This is a genomic window from Actinoplanes sp. CA-051413, assembly GCF_050955795.1.
Taxonomy (GTDB): Bacteria; Actinomycetota; Actinomycetes; order Mycobacteriales; family Micromonosporaceae; genus Actinoplanes.
In genome coordinates this window covers 4,665,300-4,682,247 of the sequence record NZ_CP192100.1, presented here as the reverse complement: position 1 = coordinate 4,682,247, position 16,948 = coordinate 4,665,300, and the positions used below count along the sequence as shown (strand labels likewise).

The following is a 16,948-nucleotide window of genomic DNA, read 5'->3' as shown; positions in this document are numbered from 1 at the left end:
ATCTTGCCCCGCACGGGGGGTTCCGGCCGGTGGCGACGCTCGTACGCTGGCGGCGTGGCCACCGAGGCGGCCGGCGCGGTGTGCCTGCGCCTGGCCGGAGCGTTCGCGATCCGCTGGAGCGGTGACGCCACCGACGTGCCCGTGACCGGCAGCCGCAAGGCCCGCACGCTGCTCAAGCTGCTCGCCGTCGAGCGCGCCGGTCCGGTGCCGATGGACCGCATCGTCGACGTGCTCTGGGGCGACACGCCGCCCCGCCGGGCCGCCGACAACGTCGCCACGCTGGTCAGCCGGCTGCGGTCCCGGTTCGGCCCGGAGCTCGTCACCGGCGCGCGCGACGGCTACCGGCTGGGCCGCCCACCCGCCGTGCTCGTCGACCTGGACCTGGCCGCCGCCGACCTCGCCGACGCGGCCCGGCGCGCTGCGGCCGGCGAGCCCGGGCTGGCGGCGGCGGTGGCGGGACGGGTGCTCGACCTGCTCGGCGCCGGGCCGGCGCTGCCCGAGGACCGGGACGCGGAGTGGGCCCGGCCCGCCCGTACGGAGGCGGGTGAGCTGCTGCGCCGGGCCCGGGAGCTGGCCGCGGAGGCGGCGCTGGCCACCGGCGAGGCGGCGGCGGCACGCGAGCTGGCGACGGCGGCGATCACGGCGGACGGGTACGACGAGGCCGCGTACCGGCTGCTGATGCGCGCGGAGGCCGCGCTGGCCCAGCCGGCCCGGGCACTGTCGGCCTATGAACGGCTGCGCCGGGCGCTGGCCGAGGACTTCGGCACCGATCCGGCCGCCGAGACCCGCGCGATCCACCTGAACGTCCTGCGGGAGGAACGGCCGGCCGCCGTCACCACCGCGGAGCCAGCCGCGGCAGAGTCGACGCTGACCGGCCGCGCGGACGAGATCACCCGGCTGGCTCGGGCCTGGCGGGAGGCGGCGGGCGGCCGGCCCGCGCTGGTGCTGATCAGCGGGGAGGCCGGGATCGGCAAGACCACCCTCGCCGGTGAGATCGTGAAGCTGGCCGGGCGTACCGGTGGGGTCGTGCTGTCGGTGCGCTGCTACGCCGCGGAGAGCTCGCTGTTCCTGCAGCCCTTCGTGGACGCGCTGGGTGCGCACGCCGCCCGCTCGTCCGCCGCGCTGGTGCGGTCGCTGGCCTCCCCCGCCCTGGCCGAGCTGGTGCCGCAGGTCGGTGCGTTGCTCGGCGACGCACCGGGGCCGGTGCTCGCCCCCGATCTCGCCCGGGCCCGCGCCTACCAGGCCGTCGCCCGGTACCTGAGCGGGATCGCCACCCGGCAACCGGCCCTGCTGCTGCTCGACGACCTGCACAACGCCGGGCTGGCCACCGTGGAACTGCTGCACTACCTCGCCCGGCACGCCCGGGGACGGCTGCTCATCCTGGCCACGGTCCGGGCGGAAGAGGGCGCCGCGGCCCTGCGCGCCCTGGCCGAGGTCGCCACTGCGCTGGAGCTGGGCCCGCTCCCGGCCGACGCGGTGACCAGCCTGGCCACCAGTGCCGGCCAGGCCCAGCTCGCCCCGCGCATCCTGCACCGCACCGGCGGGCACGCGCTGTTCGTCGTCGAGACGCTGCGGGCCCTGGCCGCCGGCCACGACGGGATCCCGGAATCGCTGCAGGCGGCGGTGCTGGCCCGGGTGGCGCGCACGGGTACGGCGGTCGAGGAGCTGCTGCGCGCGGCGGCGATCCTGGACGCCACGATGGAGCCCGATCTGCTGGCCGACCTGCTCGCGGTGCCGGCCGCTGAAGCCGTACGGCGCTGCGAACAGGCGCTCGCCGCCCGGCTGCTGGTGGTCGCCGGCCGGGCGTACGAGTTCGCCAACGACCTGATCCGTGAGGTGCTCTACACGACGACGCCCGCCCCGGCCCGGGTCGCGTACCACCGGCGGGCCGGCGAGCTGCTCAGTGACCATCCCGAGCAGGTCGCCGCGCACGCGCACGCCGCCGGGGACTGGGACCGGGCCGCCCGGGCGTACCTGGTGGCCGGGGAGCAGGCCAGTCACCGGTTCGCCGCCGCGGACGCCGAGGCCCTGCTGACCAGTGCCCTGGACGCGGCGGACCGGGCCGGTGCGCTGGAGGTAAGCGGGCGGGCGTACCAGGCCCGGGGGCGGGTGCGGGAGGTACTGGCGGCGTACCCGGCGGCGATGGCCGACTTCCACGCGGCGGTACGCACCGCCCGGCGCGTCGGCGACCGGCGGCTGGAGATGATCGGGCTGCGCGAGCTGGGCGGCGACGTGCCGATCGCGCTCGGGCAGTCGATCGTGCGGTGCGTGCGGCACCTGCGCGACGGCCTGGCCATCGCCGAGTCGCTGGCCGACCGCACGATGGAGGCCGACCTGCTGAGCCGGCTCGCGGTGATCTCCAGCAACCGGCTCCGGCTGGCCGAGTCGCTGGCCTACGCCGAGCGGGCCGTGCGGACCACCCGGCCCGGCCATGACGAGCGGGCCCTGGCGGTGGCCCTGGACGGGCTCAAGACCAGCTGGGCCTACCTGGGCGAGATCGGCCGGCTGGTGCCGGTGCTCGACGAGCTGGAACCGTTGCTGCACAAGCAGAACGACCTGTGGCGCCTGCAGTGGACGCTGTTCGAGGGCGCCTTCCCGGCGATCGCCGCGGGCCGGTGGGGCGAGGCCCTGGACCGGATCGAGGCGGCGCGGGAGACCAACCGGCGCAGCGGCTACGGCGCGTACGCCGGCTGGTTCGCCGGCAACCTGGGCTGGGTGCACCAGCTGCGCGGTGACCACCGGCGGGCGATCGGGTACGGGCGCCAGGCGTACGCGCTGACCAGCGACACCGACCACCCGTGGTGGCGGGTGGCCGCCTGCGCCCAGCTGGCCGGAACGCTGCTCGCCACGGGCGCTCGGGCGGAAGCGGTGGCGCTGCTGGAAGAGGGCTGCGAGCGCGGGCGCGGCGAGGGCGGCGAGGCCTATCTGGTGCGGTGCCTCGGTCCGCTGGCTGCGGCGACCGGTTCCCTCAGTTTGCTCGAGGAGGCGGACGCGCTGGTCGCCGCCATCGACACGCCCCCGGGCACCGCGTGGCTGTTCGGGGCGGACGCGTACCTGTCGGTCGGGCGGGGCTGGCTGGCCCGGGGCGAGGCGGCTCGGGCCCGTACCGTGATCGCTCCGCTGCTGGCCGCGGCCGACCGCGTGCCGTGGCGGTCCGTGCAGGTCTCCACGCTGCTGCTCGACGCCGAGGCGGCGGCCGCCGCCGGAGCGGAGTCCGCGCCGCAGCTGGCCCGGGCCGAGGAGCTGGCCCACCGCTACGGCCTGGCGCACCTGCTGGGTTAGAACAGTTCGGCGAGCCGCCGGGCGGCACGGGCGGCGCCGTCGGTGGCGACCGGCCGGTAGTGCACGGTCCGGCCGATCTCCTCGGCGATGGCCCGGGCGAGCTGCTCGGGGCCGGTGTCGGCGAACGCGATCCGGCGTCCGGCGCCGTAGCGGGCGAGCCGGTGCGGGACGTGGGACTGCTGCTCGAAGTGGTTCTCCAGCGGCACGTAGAGGAACGGGCGGCCGGCGGCGGTCAGTTCCATGGTGGTGCTCAGTCCGCCCTGCACCACCGCGAGGTCGGCGGCGGCCAGGTGGCGGTGCAGGTCGGGCAGGTAGCCGTGCACCTCGACGCCGGGCGGGGCGGCCAGCTCGGCCGGGTCCAGCCGCGGGCCGGTGACCACGACCATGCGCAGGCCGGGGACCTGCCGGGCCGCCGACGGGTACGCCGCCAGCGCCCGCCGCAGCAGGTGCACGCCGACGGCCGTGCCGCCCACGGCGACGACACAGATTCGATCGTGCGGCCCCCAGCCGAGCTCGGCCCGTACCGCCGGCCGGTCGGCGATGTCCGCCGGTGGAAACCCGGTGACGTAGCCGGTGAAGTCGTAGTGCCGCTCGGTCCAGCCGGCGATGGCGGGCAGGCCGGGGCCGAACACGCCCGCGACGATGTCCTCGGGGTCGCCGACGAACAGCGCGCGGTCGCGTACCCGGGGAAAGCGCTCGATGTGCTCGATCATCTCCGCGTTGTGATCGGCGGTCAGGGCGGCCTCGGCCGGCCCGCCGGCGGCGGTCGGCAGCCAGCCGACGAAATCGGTCAGCCAGGCGTACGCCGCGGTCTTCAGCTCGGGATTCTCGTGCAGGAAGTGGTCGACGTCCCAGGCCTCGTCGCCGACCCACAGGTCGTAGCGCCGTTCCTCGGCCAGGTCGGCGAAGACCATGAAGTTGGCCGCGAGGATCTCGTCCATCCGCCGGATCGCCGCAAAGGCGGGCAGGTCGTGCCCGTGGGCCTCGGCCTCCATGTGCCGCGACTCGGACGCCAGCCACCGCGAGGCCGGGTGGACGTGTTCGCCGCGGGCGCTCAGCAGCGCGGTCACCGGATGCTGGGCCAGCCAGTCGACCTGGACGCCGGGCCGCAGCCGGCGCAGCTCGGCCACGATGGCCAGGTCGCGGCGGGCGTGCCCGAGCCCGATCGGCGAGGACAGGTAAAGGACCCGGCGCGGTCGGTCCAGGGCGCGGGTCCACCGCCGCGGCGCCGGGCTCGAGCCGGTCACGAAGTCGCGCAGCCAGCGGTTGACCGGCACCGGATGCCGCGCCGGCGGCAGGTGGCCGGCCCCGGCCATCCGGATCAGCCGCCCACCGGTCAGCTCGGCGAAGCGCTCCCCCACGCCGACGGGTACGCACCGGTCGTCCTCGCCGTGGATGACCAGTACCGGGCAGTCCAGGCCGCGCAGAAGGGCCTCGACAGCGGGCAGGCCGGGCACCGACTCGGGCGCGTCCTCGCCGGCGATCAGCGCCTCCGGCCCGGTCTCCAGCGCCCACGACACGCAGTCCTCGATCTGCTTGGTGGAGTGCGGTTCGGGCAGCAGCGTGGCGAAGAACCACTCGACGAAGCCCCGGTAGTCGCGGCGCCACGAGTGCCGGTTGTACTTCTGCCAGCCCTCGTAGTGCTCGCGGTCGGCCTCGAAGTCGAACACCGCGCGTTCCGGCAGCGGCGGGGCGAGACCGGCCACCCGCGGCGCGATCGCGACCAGGCCGGTGAACCGCTCCGGATGCTCCGACACGGCCAGCGCCGCCCGCCACGCACCCCGGCTGAGCCCGACCACCGTCGCCCGGTCCACCCCGGCCGCGTCCAGCACCGCGACGAGATCCCTCGCGTACGCCCGGTCGGTGTACGCCGCCGGATCGGCCGGCCGGTCGGAACGCCCGTTGCCCCGCGGATCGACCGTGATGACCCGGAAGTAGCGGGACAGGTACGCCACCTGCAACTTCCAGATCCGCGAGTCGACGACCAGCCAGCTCGGCGCGAGCAGGACCGTGCGGTCGCCGCTGCCGTACACCGCGTAGCCCACCTTGACGCCGTCGTGGTCGACCCAGCCCTCGGCGTCGGGTTCCCGTGCCCTCATCGCGCCACCCTCTCCCCCGCCATTGCAGCCCGGTTGCAACGGCGGCGCAACGCCCGGCAGCACCGTGGCGGCATGGCTATCAACGAGAACAAGCTGAACGAGTTCATCGGCCGTTTCGTCGGCGACCTGGGCGCCACCGTCGCGGCCGGGAACGTGGTCATCGGGCACCGCCTCGGCCTCTACAAGGCGCTGACCCACGGTCCGCTCACGCCCGGGGAGCTGGCCGAGCGTACCGAGACCGACCCGCGGTACGTCACCGAATGGCTGCGCGGCCAGGCGGCGGGCGGCTACGTCGACCGCGACGGCGACGACCGGTACGTCCTGAGCGAGGAGCAGGCGTTCGCGCTGGCCAACCCCGACGGCCCGCTGTACGCACCCGGAGCGTTCCTGCTCGCCCTGGGTGCCCTGCGCGCCGAGCCGCGAATCACCGAGGCCTTCCGCAGCGGCGCCGGGCTGGGCTGGAACGAACAGGACGCGGACGTGTTCGTCGGCTGCGAGCAGTTCTTCCGCCCCGGCTACATCGCCAACCTGGTACCGAGCTGGATCCCGGCGCTGGACGGCGTCGAGGCCAAACTGCGCTCCGGCGCCCGCATCGCCGACGTGGGCTGCGGCCTCGGCGCGTCGTCGGTGCTGATGGCCACCGCGTACCCGCGCTCGACCGTGCACGCCTCCGACTACCACCAGGGCTCGATCGACCTGGCCCACAAGCGCGCGGCGGACGCCGGCGTCGCGGACCGGGTCAGCTTCGAGGCGGCCGGCGCCCAGCAGTTCGGCGGCGACCACTACGACCTGGTCACGACGTTCGACTGCCTGCACGACATGGGCGACCCGCTGGGCGCGGCCCGGCACATCCGCGACGCCCTGGCCCCGGAAGGCACCTGGATGATCGTCGAACCGGCCGCGGGTGACACGGTCGCGGACAACATGAACCCGGTCGGGCGGGTCTACTACGGGTTCTCCACGTTCCTGTGCGTGCCGAACGCGATGTCCCAGCCGGGCGGGTATGCGCTGGGGGCGCAGGCGGGCGAGGCGGCGGTGCGGCAACTGGTGACCGACGCGGGCTTCACCCGCTTCCGCCGGGCCAGCGAAACCCCGTTCAACAACGTGTACGAGGCGCGCCGCTGACCCGGCAGGCGCAGGATTGCCGCCTCGGCTGACTATCTCTTCCTGAGATCGGCGACAGTCGCAGACAGTGCGTCGCTGAGCAGTCTGTCGAGGCCGGCGATCCGCTGCCGGGGAAGGGAGTCGATGGCTACTGCGGCCCACACGCCGCAGACCTCGTTACGGCCTGCAGCGATACACCTCTCATGCCAGACCTCCACCACCGATCGGTCGGTCCCTCGGATGACTGTCCGGATCTCTCTGACGATCGCGGCGCCGTACGTGACCGACACGATCCGCATGCTGCGATGGGCGATGCCGCCCGAGTCCCGGGAATCCGGGAAGGTCAGTTCCGGACAACGGTTGGCCAGCGCAGCGACGTCCGCCCAGTTCTCCGCCAAGGCCGCAGCATGCGGGTACGCCACCAGCGTGAGTGTCAGGTCCGCGGTGAACGGCGCGACCGCCTTGTCAGTGGTCCTGAAGGCGATCTGTTCCGGGGATGTCCGCACCGCCTTCCATTTCGCGTCGAAGTTCACCGACGCCCGCTCACACACCGCCGGGGAAACTCTCACGTTGCTTCCCGGCTCGAGCTTGACGGCGGACCAGCCGGGTAGTGCGGCCCCGGCGACCTTCAGAGCCCGGTGTGCCGCCGCCCGGGAAAGATCTCGCTCGGGGTCGAGCGGACCGCTCGTTTCCCGCGGCGGTGCGGACGGTGGGGGTTGCCACTTGTCGAGAACAATCTCGACGCGGTCGTTGTCGCCCGGCCGACCGGTGACGGCTCTCGCCGAACTGGTGAGGATGACCGCAGCCACCGTGGCGGCGAGCACTGCTGTTGCGCGCGCGCCGAACCGGACGGTGCCGGGGGCCCGATGCACGCCTGTTCTGCCGTCCAGGATGTATCGGATCACGCTTCTTCCTGCGACCAGTACCGGGGTGAGAACGAGGGTGAGGACAAGGAGCAGGCGGGTGGGATTGACCAGATAGTCGGCGAGGTTCCCGAGCCAGGCGTGGGCCGGTAGCTCCGTGATGACGACATCGGCCACGAACAGCACCACACCCAGTGTCATGGCTGTGGCCCACCCTGCCGGCACCGCCCAGGCCAGCCCGGGCCGATCCCCGGACCGTCCGCGCAGGACACCGATGACGGCGATCACCAGCCAGCCGGCTGCTGCGCACGCCCACCATCGCTGCCCGAGCAGTGATTCCGCCAGATCAGCGTCGACCTGGTGCCGGTACTGCAGGTAGAAGATCGGTACAGCGACCGCTGCCCCGGCCGCGAGCGGCACGGCGAACTCCCGGACGAGCGATCGCGGCGGCCGTCCGGTGGACACCGCCAGGGCACCGATGAGAGCGAGCACCAGCAGGCTCGGATGGACGGTGTCGGTCACGCCGCCGTGCCGTAGGGCAGTGCGCTGCGCCTCCACTACGGCACTCGGCGCGGAGGCCAGGATCGCCGCCTCGATGCCGCGGGCCAGAACGTATCCGATGAGCGAGGCGCCGATGAGGGCGAAGAGAGTTCGCCGGCCGCGGCTTGCGGGCTCCCTCGGAGCGAGGACCGTGAGCAACCAGACCGCGCCGGCGAACGCGAGCAGAATTATCACGAGCCACCACCGCGCCTGCGACGCGCTTCGAACAATGTTGACGGAAAGGCCGGGAACGTTGGCCAGCGTCCCGGAGGTCAGTCCTACGACAGCGGCCGCGACGAAAGCGAGCCGATTGCGGCCGGTAGCGGCCTGCCCTTGCCACAATGCCGTCAGCACGATCCCCAGCAGCGCACCGACCGCGCCGCACAGTGGCGGGACCGTGTAACTGGTCCACCCCCACAGGTTGCTCACCAGGACGTAGAGCGGCGAAATGAGAGTCACACTCACGTAGGTGACGGCTGCCACCAGCAGAAACGCTCCGCCGTCGGGAATCGGCGCGCCGTCGGCCACCTCTCGCCGCAGGGACCGGTCCGGGTGAACGCGAAAGACCTGCCCGATCGCCGTCGTCAACGCTCTGCGGGAAACCGCCTCGGTGTCTCGGCCGAGGAGGTTCGCCATCGGTGCAGGGTCGTTCATGCGGACCGTGGCGACGCGGTCCGCGACGTGCTCACGAAGCCGGAGAACGCGGGCACGGATCACCGCGAGCGTGCATCCCAGCACGGCCAGGGTCGCGGTTCCGTACCAGAAGGTGACACTGGACCCGCCCCGGAACAGCAGGGGGAACACCGCGGCGATCAGGACCGCCGACCCGGCCCAGGAGGACCACGACACCCACGACGCCAGCGTGAGGTCACGTGCCCGGACGTGGGCGAGTTCATGGTGCACGATCGGCTCGAAGTCGGCCTTCCCGGGCAACGCGAGCGCGGCCGGCACGACGACCAACGGTCTGGTGAGCGGCAGGCTGAGCGTGAACGCCTCGGAAAGACCCGACACGGCGCCGGCGACCCGGAGCTCAGGCCTTCGGCGCCCGGACAGCTCGTGCGCGACACAGAGCTCGGCGAACCGTACTGCCGCTGCCGCGAAACTGTCCCCGGTCTCCCGGCCGGCGCGGCGCAGCCGCCACCGCACCCAGAGATGCTGTCCGATCATCAACAGGACGGTCAGCAGCCAGGCAGCGGTCACCCCGGCCAGGACGACGATCGCCGTGGCACGCCGGAAGGGTGCGACGCACTCGTCGAATTCGGCGAGTGCGTCCGGCCGGCCGGCCGGCCGGGATGATGCCGTCCGTGATCCCGTTCAGTCCCAGGTTCAGCTCGCACACCACGGCCACGGAGTCGTCGACGAGGTGATAGCCGGCGCCGGCCGCCCAGCCGGCCGCCAGGCCGGCGGATGTCAGGATGAATGCCGCGACGAGATAGAGCCACCATGCCTGTCCGGCATCACGTGGCGCCCGGGCGCCACCGGTCACGAAGCGTCTCCGGCTCGCGGGCCGAAGACCGAGTCAGCGAGCAGCACGGCCTTCTTCTTGCTGAGCCCGAGTTCCTGCGCGTGAGCCACACACGTCGCGTGCAACGCCGTCTGCTGTCCGGGATCGATCGAGACCCGCGCCTGCGGTTTCGATCGGCGCCGGGGCCACCGCCGGTCCCGCACCCTCGCATAGGTCGCCTCGCCCAGGACGGTGGCGAGGGTGCCGGCAACGACGTCGAACACCAGTTGGATGTCGAGCTCGGACGGAATCCCGATGCGGGCTGTGCCGCCGGGCGGCCGTCGGCGGTCGGCCCGGCGACCGATCCTCCCGGCCAGCCACGCCTGGGCCACGCTGTCGAACAGCGGTAGCTCCTCGGGCGCGATACGGGCGACACCGGCCCGCGCCATCTCCACGACCTCGACCGACGCACCCGTGACACTTGCCTGATCCACTGACTCGACTCCCAACGGCGGCCTGAACGATCCCTCCCAAGTCACGGCCGGCAGGACCCGACAGGTCGAACGAAGCGCTGTCGTGTCCCGGACAATCCGGAAGCCGGAGCAAGGCCACCCACGATCGCACGGTTCCGTCGCCCCGATCGGGGGCGCCGGATCGTTTCCAGCCGGCCGGATCCGCACCGGAGCCGAACGTCGTAACCCGACCGTGTCTGCGGCATCCGGCCCTCGGCCCGCACAACGCGAAGACACCAGAAAACCGGCCCCCCGGTTCGCCAGTCGCCCGGCTTACCGGCGGTCGCGTCCGCTGGCAGCGTCAACGCCATGAGATCCCGAGTCATTCAGGACGAGCCGGAGCTCCGGCCCGTCACCACCGAGCAACGGCCGGGGGTCGCGGCGTGGGTCCGCGGCCACCGGCTCACCACCTTCTTCGTGCTGGCGTTCGTGCTCGCCTGGTGGTCGTGGCCGCTGTACCAGTTCGACATCTGGCCGCGGCAGGCGTTCAACGCCATCGGCGCGCTGCTGGCCGCCCTCATCGTCATCGCGGTCGCCGAGGGCCGGCCGGGGTTCCGGGACCTGGGCCGGCGGATGATCCGCTGGCGCGTGCCGTGGTATTTCTACGCGTTCGCGCTCGGCCTGCCGCTGGTGGTCCGTCTCGCGGCGGTGCTGGTCAACAGCGGATCGGCGCCACAGTGGAGCAATCTGGCCTGGAGCAGTTTCGCGTTGATGTTCCTGGTCCGGCTGGTCAATCCGATGGACGGGCCGCTGGCCGAGGAGCCGGCCTGGCGGGGCTTCGCGGTGCCGCGGTTGCAGGAACGCCGTTCGCCGCTCATGTCGGCCGTCATCCTCGGCGTGCTGGTGGCGCTCTGGCATCTGCCGCTCGTCGGTGACACCGGCTGGATCGGCATCGTGACCACCTTCGTCATCACGATCGTCTACGTCTGGCTGTTCCACCGGACCGGTGGCAGCGTGTTGCTCGTGCTGCTGTTCCACAACGCCCAGGGATTCGTGACCATGGGCGACCTGGGTTACACCGGTACGGACCTGGCCCGCCAGCAGCTGATCGAGTTCGCCGCGTGGACCGTCGTGGCCGCCCTGCTGATCGTGCTGGACCGGGCCGCCTGGCGCGTTCCCGTCCGGGTGGACCAGCCGGCGCGATGAGCCCCCGATTCCGGGCGGTGGACGGCGTAGCCTGAGCGCGAGCCGTCCGCCGTCCAGGAACGACCGTCCGGGACAGGAACCGTGATGCCGAGCCGTCCCTCCTCCGTGCTGCTGCTGACGATCGGCGCCACCCTGGTGGTGGCCCTGGCCGGGATCGTCGCGCTGGGTGTGTCCGCCGGCGTCCACCCGGCGCACATCGCGATCATCAGCTGGCTGATCCTGGCGTACGGGATCAGCGGCCTGATCGCCTGGCGCCTGCGGCCCGCGAGCCGGCTGGGCCCGCTGATGGTCCTCGCCGGAGCCGGCGCTCTGGTCGGCGCGCTGAGCTGGATCGGCGGCGACGGTGTCGCGCACACCGTCGGCCAGGCGGTGGACGTGCTGCCGCTGGTGCTGTTCGTGCACGTGTTCCTGACCTATCCCAGCGGCCGGCTGCGGGGCCGCCCGGAGCGGCTGATCGTCGTCACCGGCTGGGTCGCGGCTCTCGGCGGTCAGCTCGCCGCGATGCTGCTCGGCGGGCTGCAACCGCACCGGATGACCGTGCTGGATCGGCCGGGGCTGGCCGTGGCCGTCTACAACGCCGAGCTGGCCGTCGTCAGCGCCGTGGCTCTGGCCGGCGTCGTGCTGCTGGTGGTCCGGCGCCGGACTTCGGGCCGGCCGTTGCGCCGCTCGTTGTCGCTGCTGGTCGACTCGTTCGCCGTCGGCCTGGTGATGATCGCCGTGCTGCTCGTGGTCGGGGTCCTCGGTGGGCCGGCGTTCCCGGTGGTGCAGCGGATCAGCCTGGCTCTGCTGGGTGTCGCCCCGATCGCCTTCCTGGCCGGCCTGTTGCAGGCCCGGCTGGCCCGCAGCGCGGTCGGCGACCTGGTCGTCGCGTTGCGCGGCGACCCGGCCGATCTGCGCACCCCGATCGCCCTGGCGCTGCGCGACCCGTCCCTCGACCTGCTCTACTGGCTGCCGCGCTTCGGCACGTGGGCCGACCAGCAGGGACGCCGGGTCACCCCGCCCGCGGACCCGGCCCGGATCACCCCCATCGACGACGAGGGTTCGCCCCTGGCCGCGCTCGTGCACGACCCGGCCCTGCGCGACGAGCCGGCGTTGCTGGCCGCGGTCACGGCCGCCGCGGCGATCGCCCTGCGCACCGGCCGGTTGCAGGCGCAGCTGCGGGCCAACCTGGAGGAGCTGCGCGGTTCCCGGGCCCGGGTCGTCGCGGCCGAGCAGCGGGAACGGCAGCGGCTGGAACGCGATCTGCACGACGGCGCCCAGCAGCGTCTGGTCGCGCTGTCGCTGAGCCTGGGCGTGCTGCAGACCCGGCTCGGCGCCGACCCCGAAGCGGCGGCGCTGCTGACCGAGGCCCGTACGGAGATCGCGGTGTCCCTGGCCGAGCTGCGCGACCTGGCCCGCGGCCTGCACCCGGCGGTGGTCAGCGACCACGGCCTGGCCGTGGCGGTGGAGTCGCTGGCGGCCCGGGCCCCGGTGCCGGTACGGCTGACCGTCGACCTGCCCGGCCGCGTCGGTGAGGCGATCGAGGTGGCCGCGTACTACGTCGTGTGCGAGAGCCTGGCCAACATCGGCAAGCACGCGCAGGCGACCGCGGCGACGGTCGAGGTGTCCCGGACCGGCGACGACCTGGTGGTGGAGGTCGTCGACGACGGCGTCGGCGGGGCCGACACCGAACGCGGCACCGGCCTGCGCGGTCTCGCCGACCGGGTGGAGGCCCTCGACGGGATGCTGCGGGTGTGGACCCCCAGCGGCGGCGGCACCCGGGTACGGGCGGACCTGCCGTGCGGGTAGCGATCGCCGAGGACAGCGTCCTGCTCCGCGAGGGCATCGCCCGGCTGCTGGCCGACGCGGGCTTCGAGGTGCTGGCCCGGTGCGGTGACGCCGACGAGCTCCGCGCGCAGGTACGGGTCGAGGTCCCGGACGTGGTGATCGTGGACATCCGGCTGCCGCCGACGCACACCGACGAGGGTCTGCGGGCCGCGATCGAGCTCCGCGCGGCCCACCCCGGTCTCGCGGTCCTCGTGCTGTCGCAGTACGTCGAGATCGGCCTGGCCATGCGCCTGCTGGCCGACTCGGCCGACGGCGTGGGGTACCTGCTCAAGGACAGGATCAGCGACGTCCCGGACTTCATCGGCGCGGTCCGCCGGGTGGCGGCCGGCGGCTCGGCGGTCGACCCGACGATCGTGTCGACGCTGCTGTCCCGCCGGCGCCGCGACGACCCGCTGGCCCGGCTGACCCCTCGCGAGCGGGAGGTCCTGGAGCTGATGGCGGCCGGCACGTCCAACCAGGGGATCGCCGACCGCCTGGTGATCACCCTGCGCGCGGTGGAGAAGTACGTGTCCAGCATCTTCGGCAAGCTCGGCCTGCCCGCCACGGGCAGCGAGAGCCGCCGGGTCCTGGCTGTGCTGCTCTTCCTGCGCAGCTGACCCCGAGCTCAGCCGGCCCTGCTCAGCCGGCTTGCAGGCGCTGCCAGATGCGGTCGCGGGTGAACGGCAGCTCGGTGAAGCGCACCCCGGTGGCGTCGCGCAGGGCGTTGGCCAGGGCCGGCGCCACCGGGTTGAACGGGCTCTCGCTCATCGACTTGGCGCCGAGCGGGCCGATCGCGTCCTCGGTCCGGGCGAACACCACCTCGGTCGGCGGCACGTCGGCCAGGGTCGGCAGGTGGTACTGCCGGAACCCGGCCGTGGTGACCCGGCCCTCGGCGTCGATGTCCACGTGCTCGGCCAGCGTGGCGCCCAGCGCCTGGGCGACGCCGCCCTCGATCTGGCCGCGGGTCTGCAGCGGGTTGAGCACGGTGCCCGCGTCGGCGCTGTGCACGCTGCGCAGGATCCGCAGCTCACCGGTGCCCGGATCGACGGCGACGCGGAACCACTGCACGTTGAACGCCACCGAGCGCGGGGTGCCGGTCCAGTGCCCCTCGGCCCGTACCGGTGCGGGGGCCGACGCGGCCAGGTCCTTGAGGCTGAGCCGGCCGTGCTGCAGGGTCACGGCGTCGACGCCCAGGCGGACCGCGCCCGGCCCGGCCAGCACCAGCAGCCGCTCGCGCAGGGCCCGGGCCGCGTGCAGGACGGCCTGACCGGCCACCACCACGCCCGTCGAGGCGAACGCGCCGGTGTCGTGAGCGACCACGTCGGTGTCGGACTGGCGGACCAGGATCCGGTCCGGGGTCGTGCCGAGCGTGTCCGCGGCCAGCTGGGTGTGCACGGTGGTGCTGCCGTTGCCGAACTCGGTCGTGCCGACGGCGATCTCGTAGCGGCCGTCGGGCAGCAGGGTTATCGCGGCGTCGGCGAAGTGCCCGCCGGGCGGCCCGGCGGCGATCATGGCCAGGGCCATGCCTTCCCCGACCTGCCAGCCGTCGGGCACCGGCTGCGTGATCGGCTCGGCGGCCGCCGACCGTACGGCGTCCAGGCACTGGTCCAGGCCGTAGCTGGCGATGATCAGGTCGTCGGCGTGGTCACCGGGCGCGGCCAGCGGCTCCCCGGGACGCACGATGTTGCGTTCCCGCACCAGCACCGGATCCAGCCCGAGCCGCCGGGCCAGCTCGTCGAGCACCGACTCGACGGCGAACGACACCTGGCCCAGGCCGTAGCCGCGGAACGCTCCGGAGGGGACAGTGTTGGTGTAGACCGCGTACGCGTCGACCTTCTTGTTCGCGCAGCGGTAGACGGCGATCGACTCGTGGCAGGCGTGGTACATCACCGCCGGGCCGTGGTTGCCGTACGCGCCGGTGTCGGAGACGACCCGCAGGGACAGGGCGGTCAGGGTGCCGTCGCGGCGGGCGCCGGCCTTCATCCGTACGGTGAAGGGGTGCCTGGTGGTCGCCGAGGTGAACTGCTCGGCGCGGGTGTACTCCAGCTTCACCGGCCGGCCGGTGCGCCGTACGGCCAGCGCCACCAGGTCCTCGACCAGCATCTCCTGCTTGCCGCCGAAGCCGCCGCCGACCCGGCCGGTCAGCACCCGCACCTGGTCCAGCCGCAGTTCGAACAGCTCGGCCAGGGCCCGCCGGGTCAGGAACGGGGTCTGCGAGCTGGTGCGCAGCGTGAGCCGCCCGGCGTCGTCGAGCCAGCCGATCGCGCCGTGTGTCTCCAGTGCGGCGTGCTGCACCCGGGGCGTGCGGAAGGTCATCTCGTAGACGACGTCCGCGCCGGCGAACCCCTCCTCGACATCGCCCAGCTCGGCGTGCAGCTCCCCCACCACGTTGTCGGCCGCGCGGGCGATCCGGTGCCCGGTGACCTTGTCGCCGTGCACGGCGGGGGCGCCGGGCCGCATCGCGGCCTCCGGGTCGAGGACGGCCGGCCGGATCTCGTACGCGACCCGCAACCGCCGGCACCCCTCCTCCGCGGCGGCCTCGGTTTCCGCGACCACGGCGGCGACCCGCTGGCCGACGTGCCGGACGACGTCGTCGAGCACCCGGGTGTCGGCCGGGTCCTCGGTCGGGTGCTCGTGGCGGGCGGTGGAGAAGTACCGCCGCGGAGCGTCCTCGTGGGTCAGCACGGCCAGCACCCCCGGCACGGCCAGGGCCTCGGCGGTGTCGACGGCGGTGATCCGGGCGTGCGCGTGCGGTGAGCGCAGCACTTTGAGGTGCGTCAGGCCGGGCACCTCCACGTCGAAGGTGTAGCGGGCCGTACCGGTGACGATCTGCGGGCCGGCGGGCGCGCCGAGATTGGCCCCGATCGCCGGCCCGGCGCCGGGCTCCTCGACCGTCCGGACACCGTTGATCGCGTCGGCGACGGCCCGGTATCCGGTGCAGCGGCACAGATTGCCCTTGAGCGCGCGCGGCAGGTCGGCGAGCTTGGTCTCGTCCAGCGCGGCCGTCGTCATGATCATGCCGGCGGTGCAGAAGCCGCACTGGAAGCCCTGCGCGTCCAGGAAGCGCTGCTGCACCGGGTGCAGGCCGTCCGGCGGCGCGAGGCCCTCGATGGTGGTGACCTGCCGGCCTTGAGCCCGGAACGCCGGGTAGACGCAGCTGTGCACGGGGCGGCCGTCGACATGCACTGTGCAAGCCCCGCAGTCGCCGGTGTCGCAGCCCTTCTTGACGCCGAAGCAGCCCTCCTGGCGCAGGTACGTGCGCAGGCACTGCCCGGGCCGCGGCGGCTGCTCGTGGTCGGTGCCGTTGATCCGTACGCTCATCCGGCCAGCTCCGCGCGGATCTCCTCGGCGTACCGGGCGGTCAGGTGGCGGCGCCAGGCGGGCAGGCCGTGCACGTCGTCCACATAGGCGTCGTCCGGAATGGTCGCCCGCACGGCGGCGGCCAGCTCGCCGGCGTCCGGGACCTCGGCGAAGCTCAGCTGGAACGGGCGCACGGTCGCGGCGGTGACGGTCAGGACCAGCCCGGCGCCGTCGCGGCGGCCGATCAGCAGCACGGCGGACCGGCCGTGGGCGAACAGTGAGCCCTGGCGGAACGCCGTCCGCCCGGTCAGCGCGGCGGCCGGCAGGGTGATCGAGCGCAGCAGCTCACCGGCGGCCAGGGCGGTCGCGCCGTCACCGGTGACGAATCGGGTAACGCTCAGCCGCCGCTCGCCGTCCGGGCCGAAGATCAGGCATTCGCCGTCCAGCGCCGCGGTCAGCGCGATCATCGGCCCGGCGGGCAGGGCGGCGCACAGGTTGCCGCCGACGGTGGCCACGTTCCAGATCTTGAAGGAGGCGAGGAAGGCCCGGCAGCAGGCGGTGGCCAGCTCGTGGAAGGCGGTGAAGTGCTCGGCGCCCGCGTACCCGGCGAGGTCGGCGACCGTGCAGGTCGCGGCGATCTCCAGGCCGTGCCCGTGCACGGTGATCGGGGTCCAGCCCGCGGCCACCAGGTCGAGCAGCCGGGTCACGTCGGTCTGCGGCTCGGCGAACAACGCCGTCCCGCCGGCCAGCCAGGCGTCCCCGGGCCGCCACTGCCCGACGGCGGCCGGACTGACGACCTCGACGACCGTGTGCAGATCCACGTGCGGTCCCCCTGTTTCGACGCACCCTGCT

The 16,948-nt window shown here is 73.6% G+C and carries 10 protein-coding genes; 5 read left to right on the top strand and 5 right to left on the bottom strand.

The window, feature by feature from the left end:
* Window positions 1-54: 54 nt before the first annotated feature.
* Entirely contained in the window at window positions 55-3,282 is a 3,228-nt protein-coding gene (locus ACQP2Y_RS22120) for an ATP-binding protein (protein ID WP_433731215.1), read from the top strand.
* Here ACQP2Y_RS22120 and ACQP2Y_RS22115 read toward each other — a convergent pair.
* Window positions 3,279-5,381 (bottom strand): alpha/beta fold hydrolase, encoded by a 2,103-nt coding sequence (locus ACQP2Y_RS22115; protein ID WP_433731213.1) that lies wholly within the window; start codon window positions 5,379-5,381, stop codon window positions 3,279-3,281. The two genes, ACQP2Y_RS22120 and ACQP2Y_RS22115, sit on opposite strands and share 4 nt — an antisense overlap.
* A gap of 72 nt (window positions 5,382-5,453) precedes the next feature.
* Here ACQP2Y_RS22115 and ACQP2Y_RS22110 point away from each other — a divergent pair, with 72 nt between their 5' ends.
* A complete protein-coding gene (locus ACQP2Y_RS22110) occupies window positions 5,454-6,506 on the top strand; it encodes a class I SAM-dependent methyltransferase (RefSeq protein WP_433731211.1) in 1,053 nt (350 codons plus the stop codon).
* A 32-nt stretch (window positions 6,507-6,538) separates the two neighbouring features.
* On the opposite strand, the gene ACQP2Y_RS22105 is transcribed toward ACQP2Y_RS22110, so the two are convergent.
* Together ACQP2Y_RS22105 and ACQP2Y_RS22100 are read right to left on the bottom strand one after the other, a co-directional pair.
* Window positions 6,539-8,899, bottom strand: a complete 2,361-nt coding sequence (locus ACQP2Y_RS22105; RefSeq protein WP_433731209.1) for a hypothetical protein — start codon at window positions 8,897-8,899, stop codon at window positions 6,539-6,541.
* A 471-nt stretch (window positions 8,900-9,370) separates the two neighbouring features.
* Window positions 9,371-9,826, bottom strand: a complete 456-nt coding sequence (locus ACQP2Y_RS22100; RefSeq protein WP_433731207.1) for a hypothetical protein — start codon at window positions 9,824-9,826, stop codon at window positions 9,371-9,373.
* Window positions 9,827-10,153: 327 nt separating this feature from the next.
* Here ACQP2Y_RS22100 and ACQP2Y_RS22095 point away from each other — a divergent pair, with 327 nt between their 5' ends.
* From ACQP2Y_RS22095 to ACQP2Y_RS22085, 3 genes are all read left to right on the top strand, one after another.
* A complete protein-coding gene (locus ACQP2Y_RS22095) occupies window positions 10,154-10,990 on the top strand; it encodes a CPBP family glutamic-type intramembrane protease (RefSeq protein ID WP_433731205.1) in 837 nt (278 codons plus the stop codon).
* An 84-nt stretch (window positions 10,991-11,074) separates the two neighbouring features.
* Window positions 11,075-12,778, top strand: a complete 1,704-nt coding sequence (locus ACQP2Y_RS22090; RefSeq protein ID WP_433731203.1) for a sensor histidine kinase — start codon at window positions 11,075-11,077, stop codon at window positions 12,776-12,778.
* Window positions 12,769-13,413 carry a response regulator gene (locus tag ACQP2Y_RS22085; protein WP_433731201.1) on the top strand — a complete coding sequence of 215 codons (645 nt, stop codon included), beginning with the start codon at window positions 12,769-12,771 and terminating at the stop codon, window positions 13,411-13,413. Before ACQP2Y_RS22090 ends, ACQP2Y_RS22085 begins: the two co-directional genes overlap by 10 nt.
* Window positions 13,414-13,435: 22 nt before the next feature.
* On the opposite strand, the gene ACQP2Y_RS22080 is transcribed toward ACQP2Y_RS22085, so the two are convergent.
* Together ACQP2Y_RS22080 and ACQP2Y_RS22075 are read right to left on the bottom strand one after the other, a co-directional pair.
* The gene (locus tag ACQP2Y_RS22080) at window positions 13,436-16,117 is read right to left on the bottom strand and encodes a molybdopterin-dependent oxidoreductase (RefSeq protein WP_433731199.1); all 2,682 of its coding nucleotides are present in this window, start codon (window positions 16,115-16,117) and stop codon (window positions 13,436-13,438) included.
* Entirely contained in the window at window positions 16,114-16,917 is an 804-nt protein-coding gene (locus tag ACQP2Y_RS22075; protein ID WP_433731197.1) for an FAD binding domain-containing protein, read from the bottom strand. The genes ACQP2Y_RS22080 and ACQP2Y_RS22075 overlap by 4 nt, the downstream gene beginning before the upstream one ends.
* Window positions 16,918-16,948: the final 31 nt, after the last annotated feature.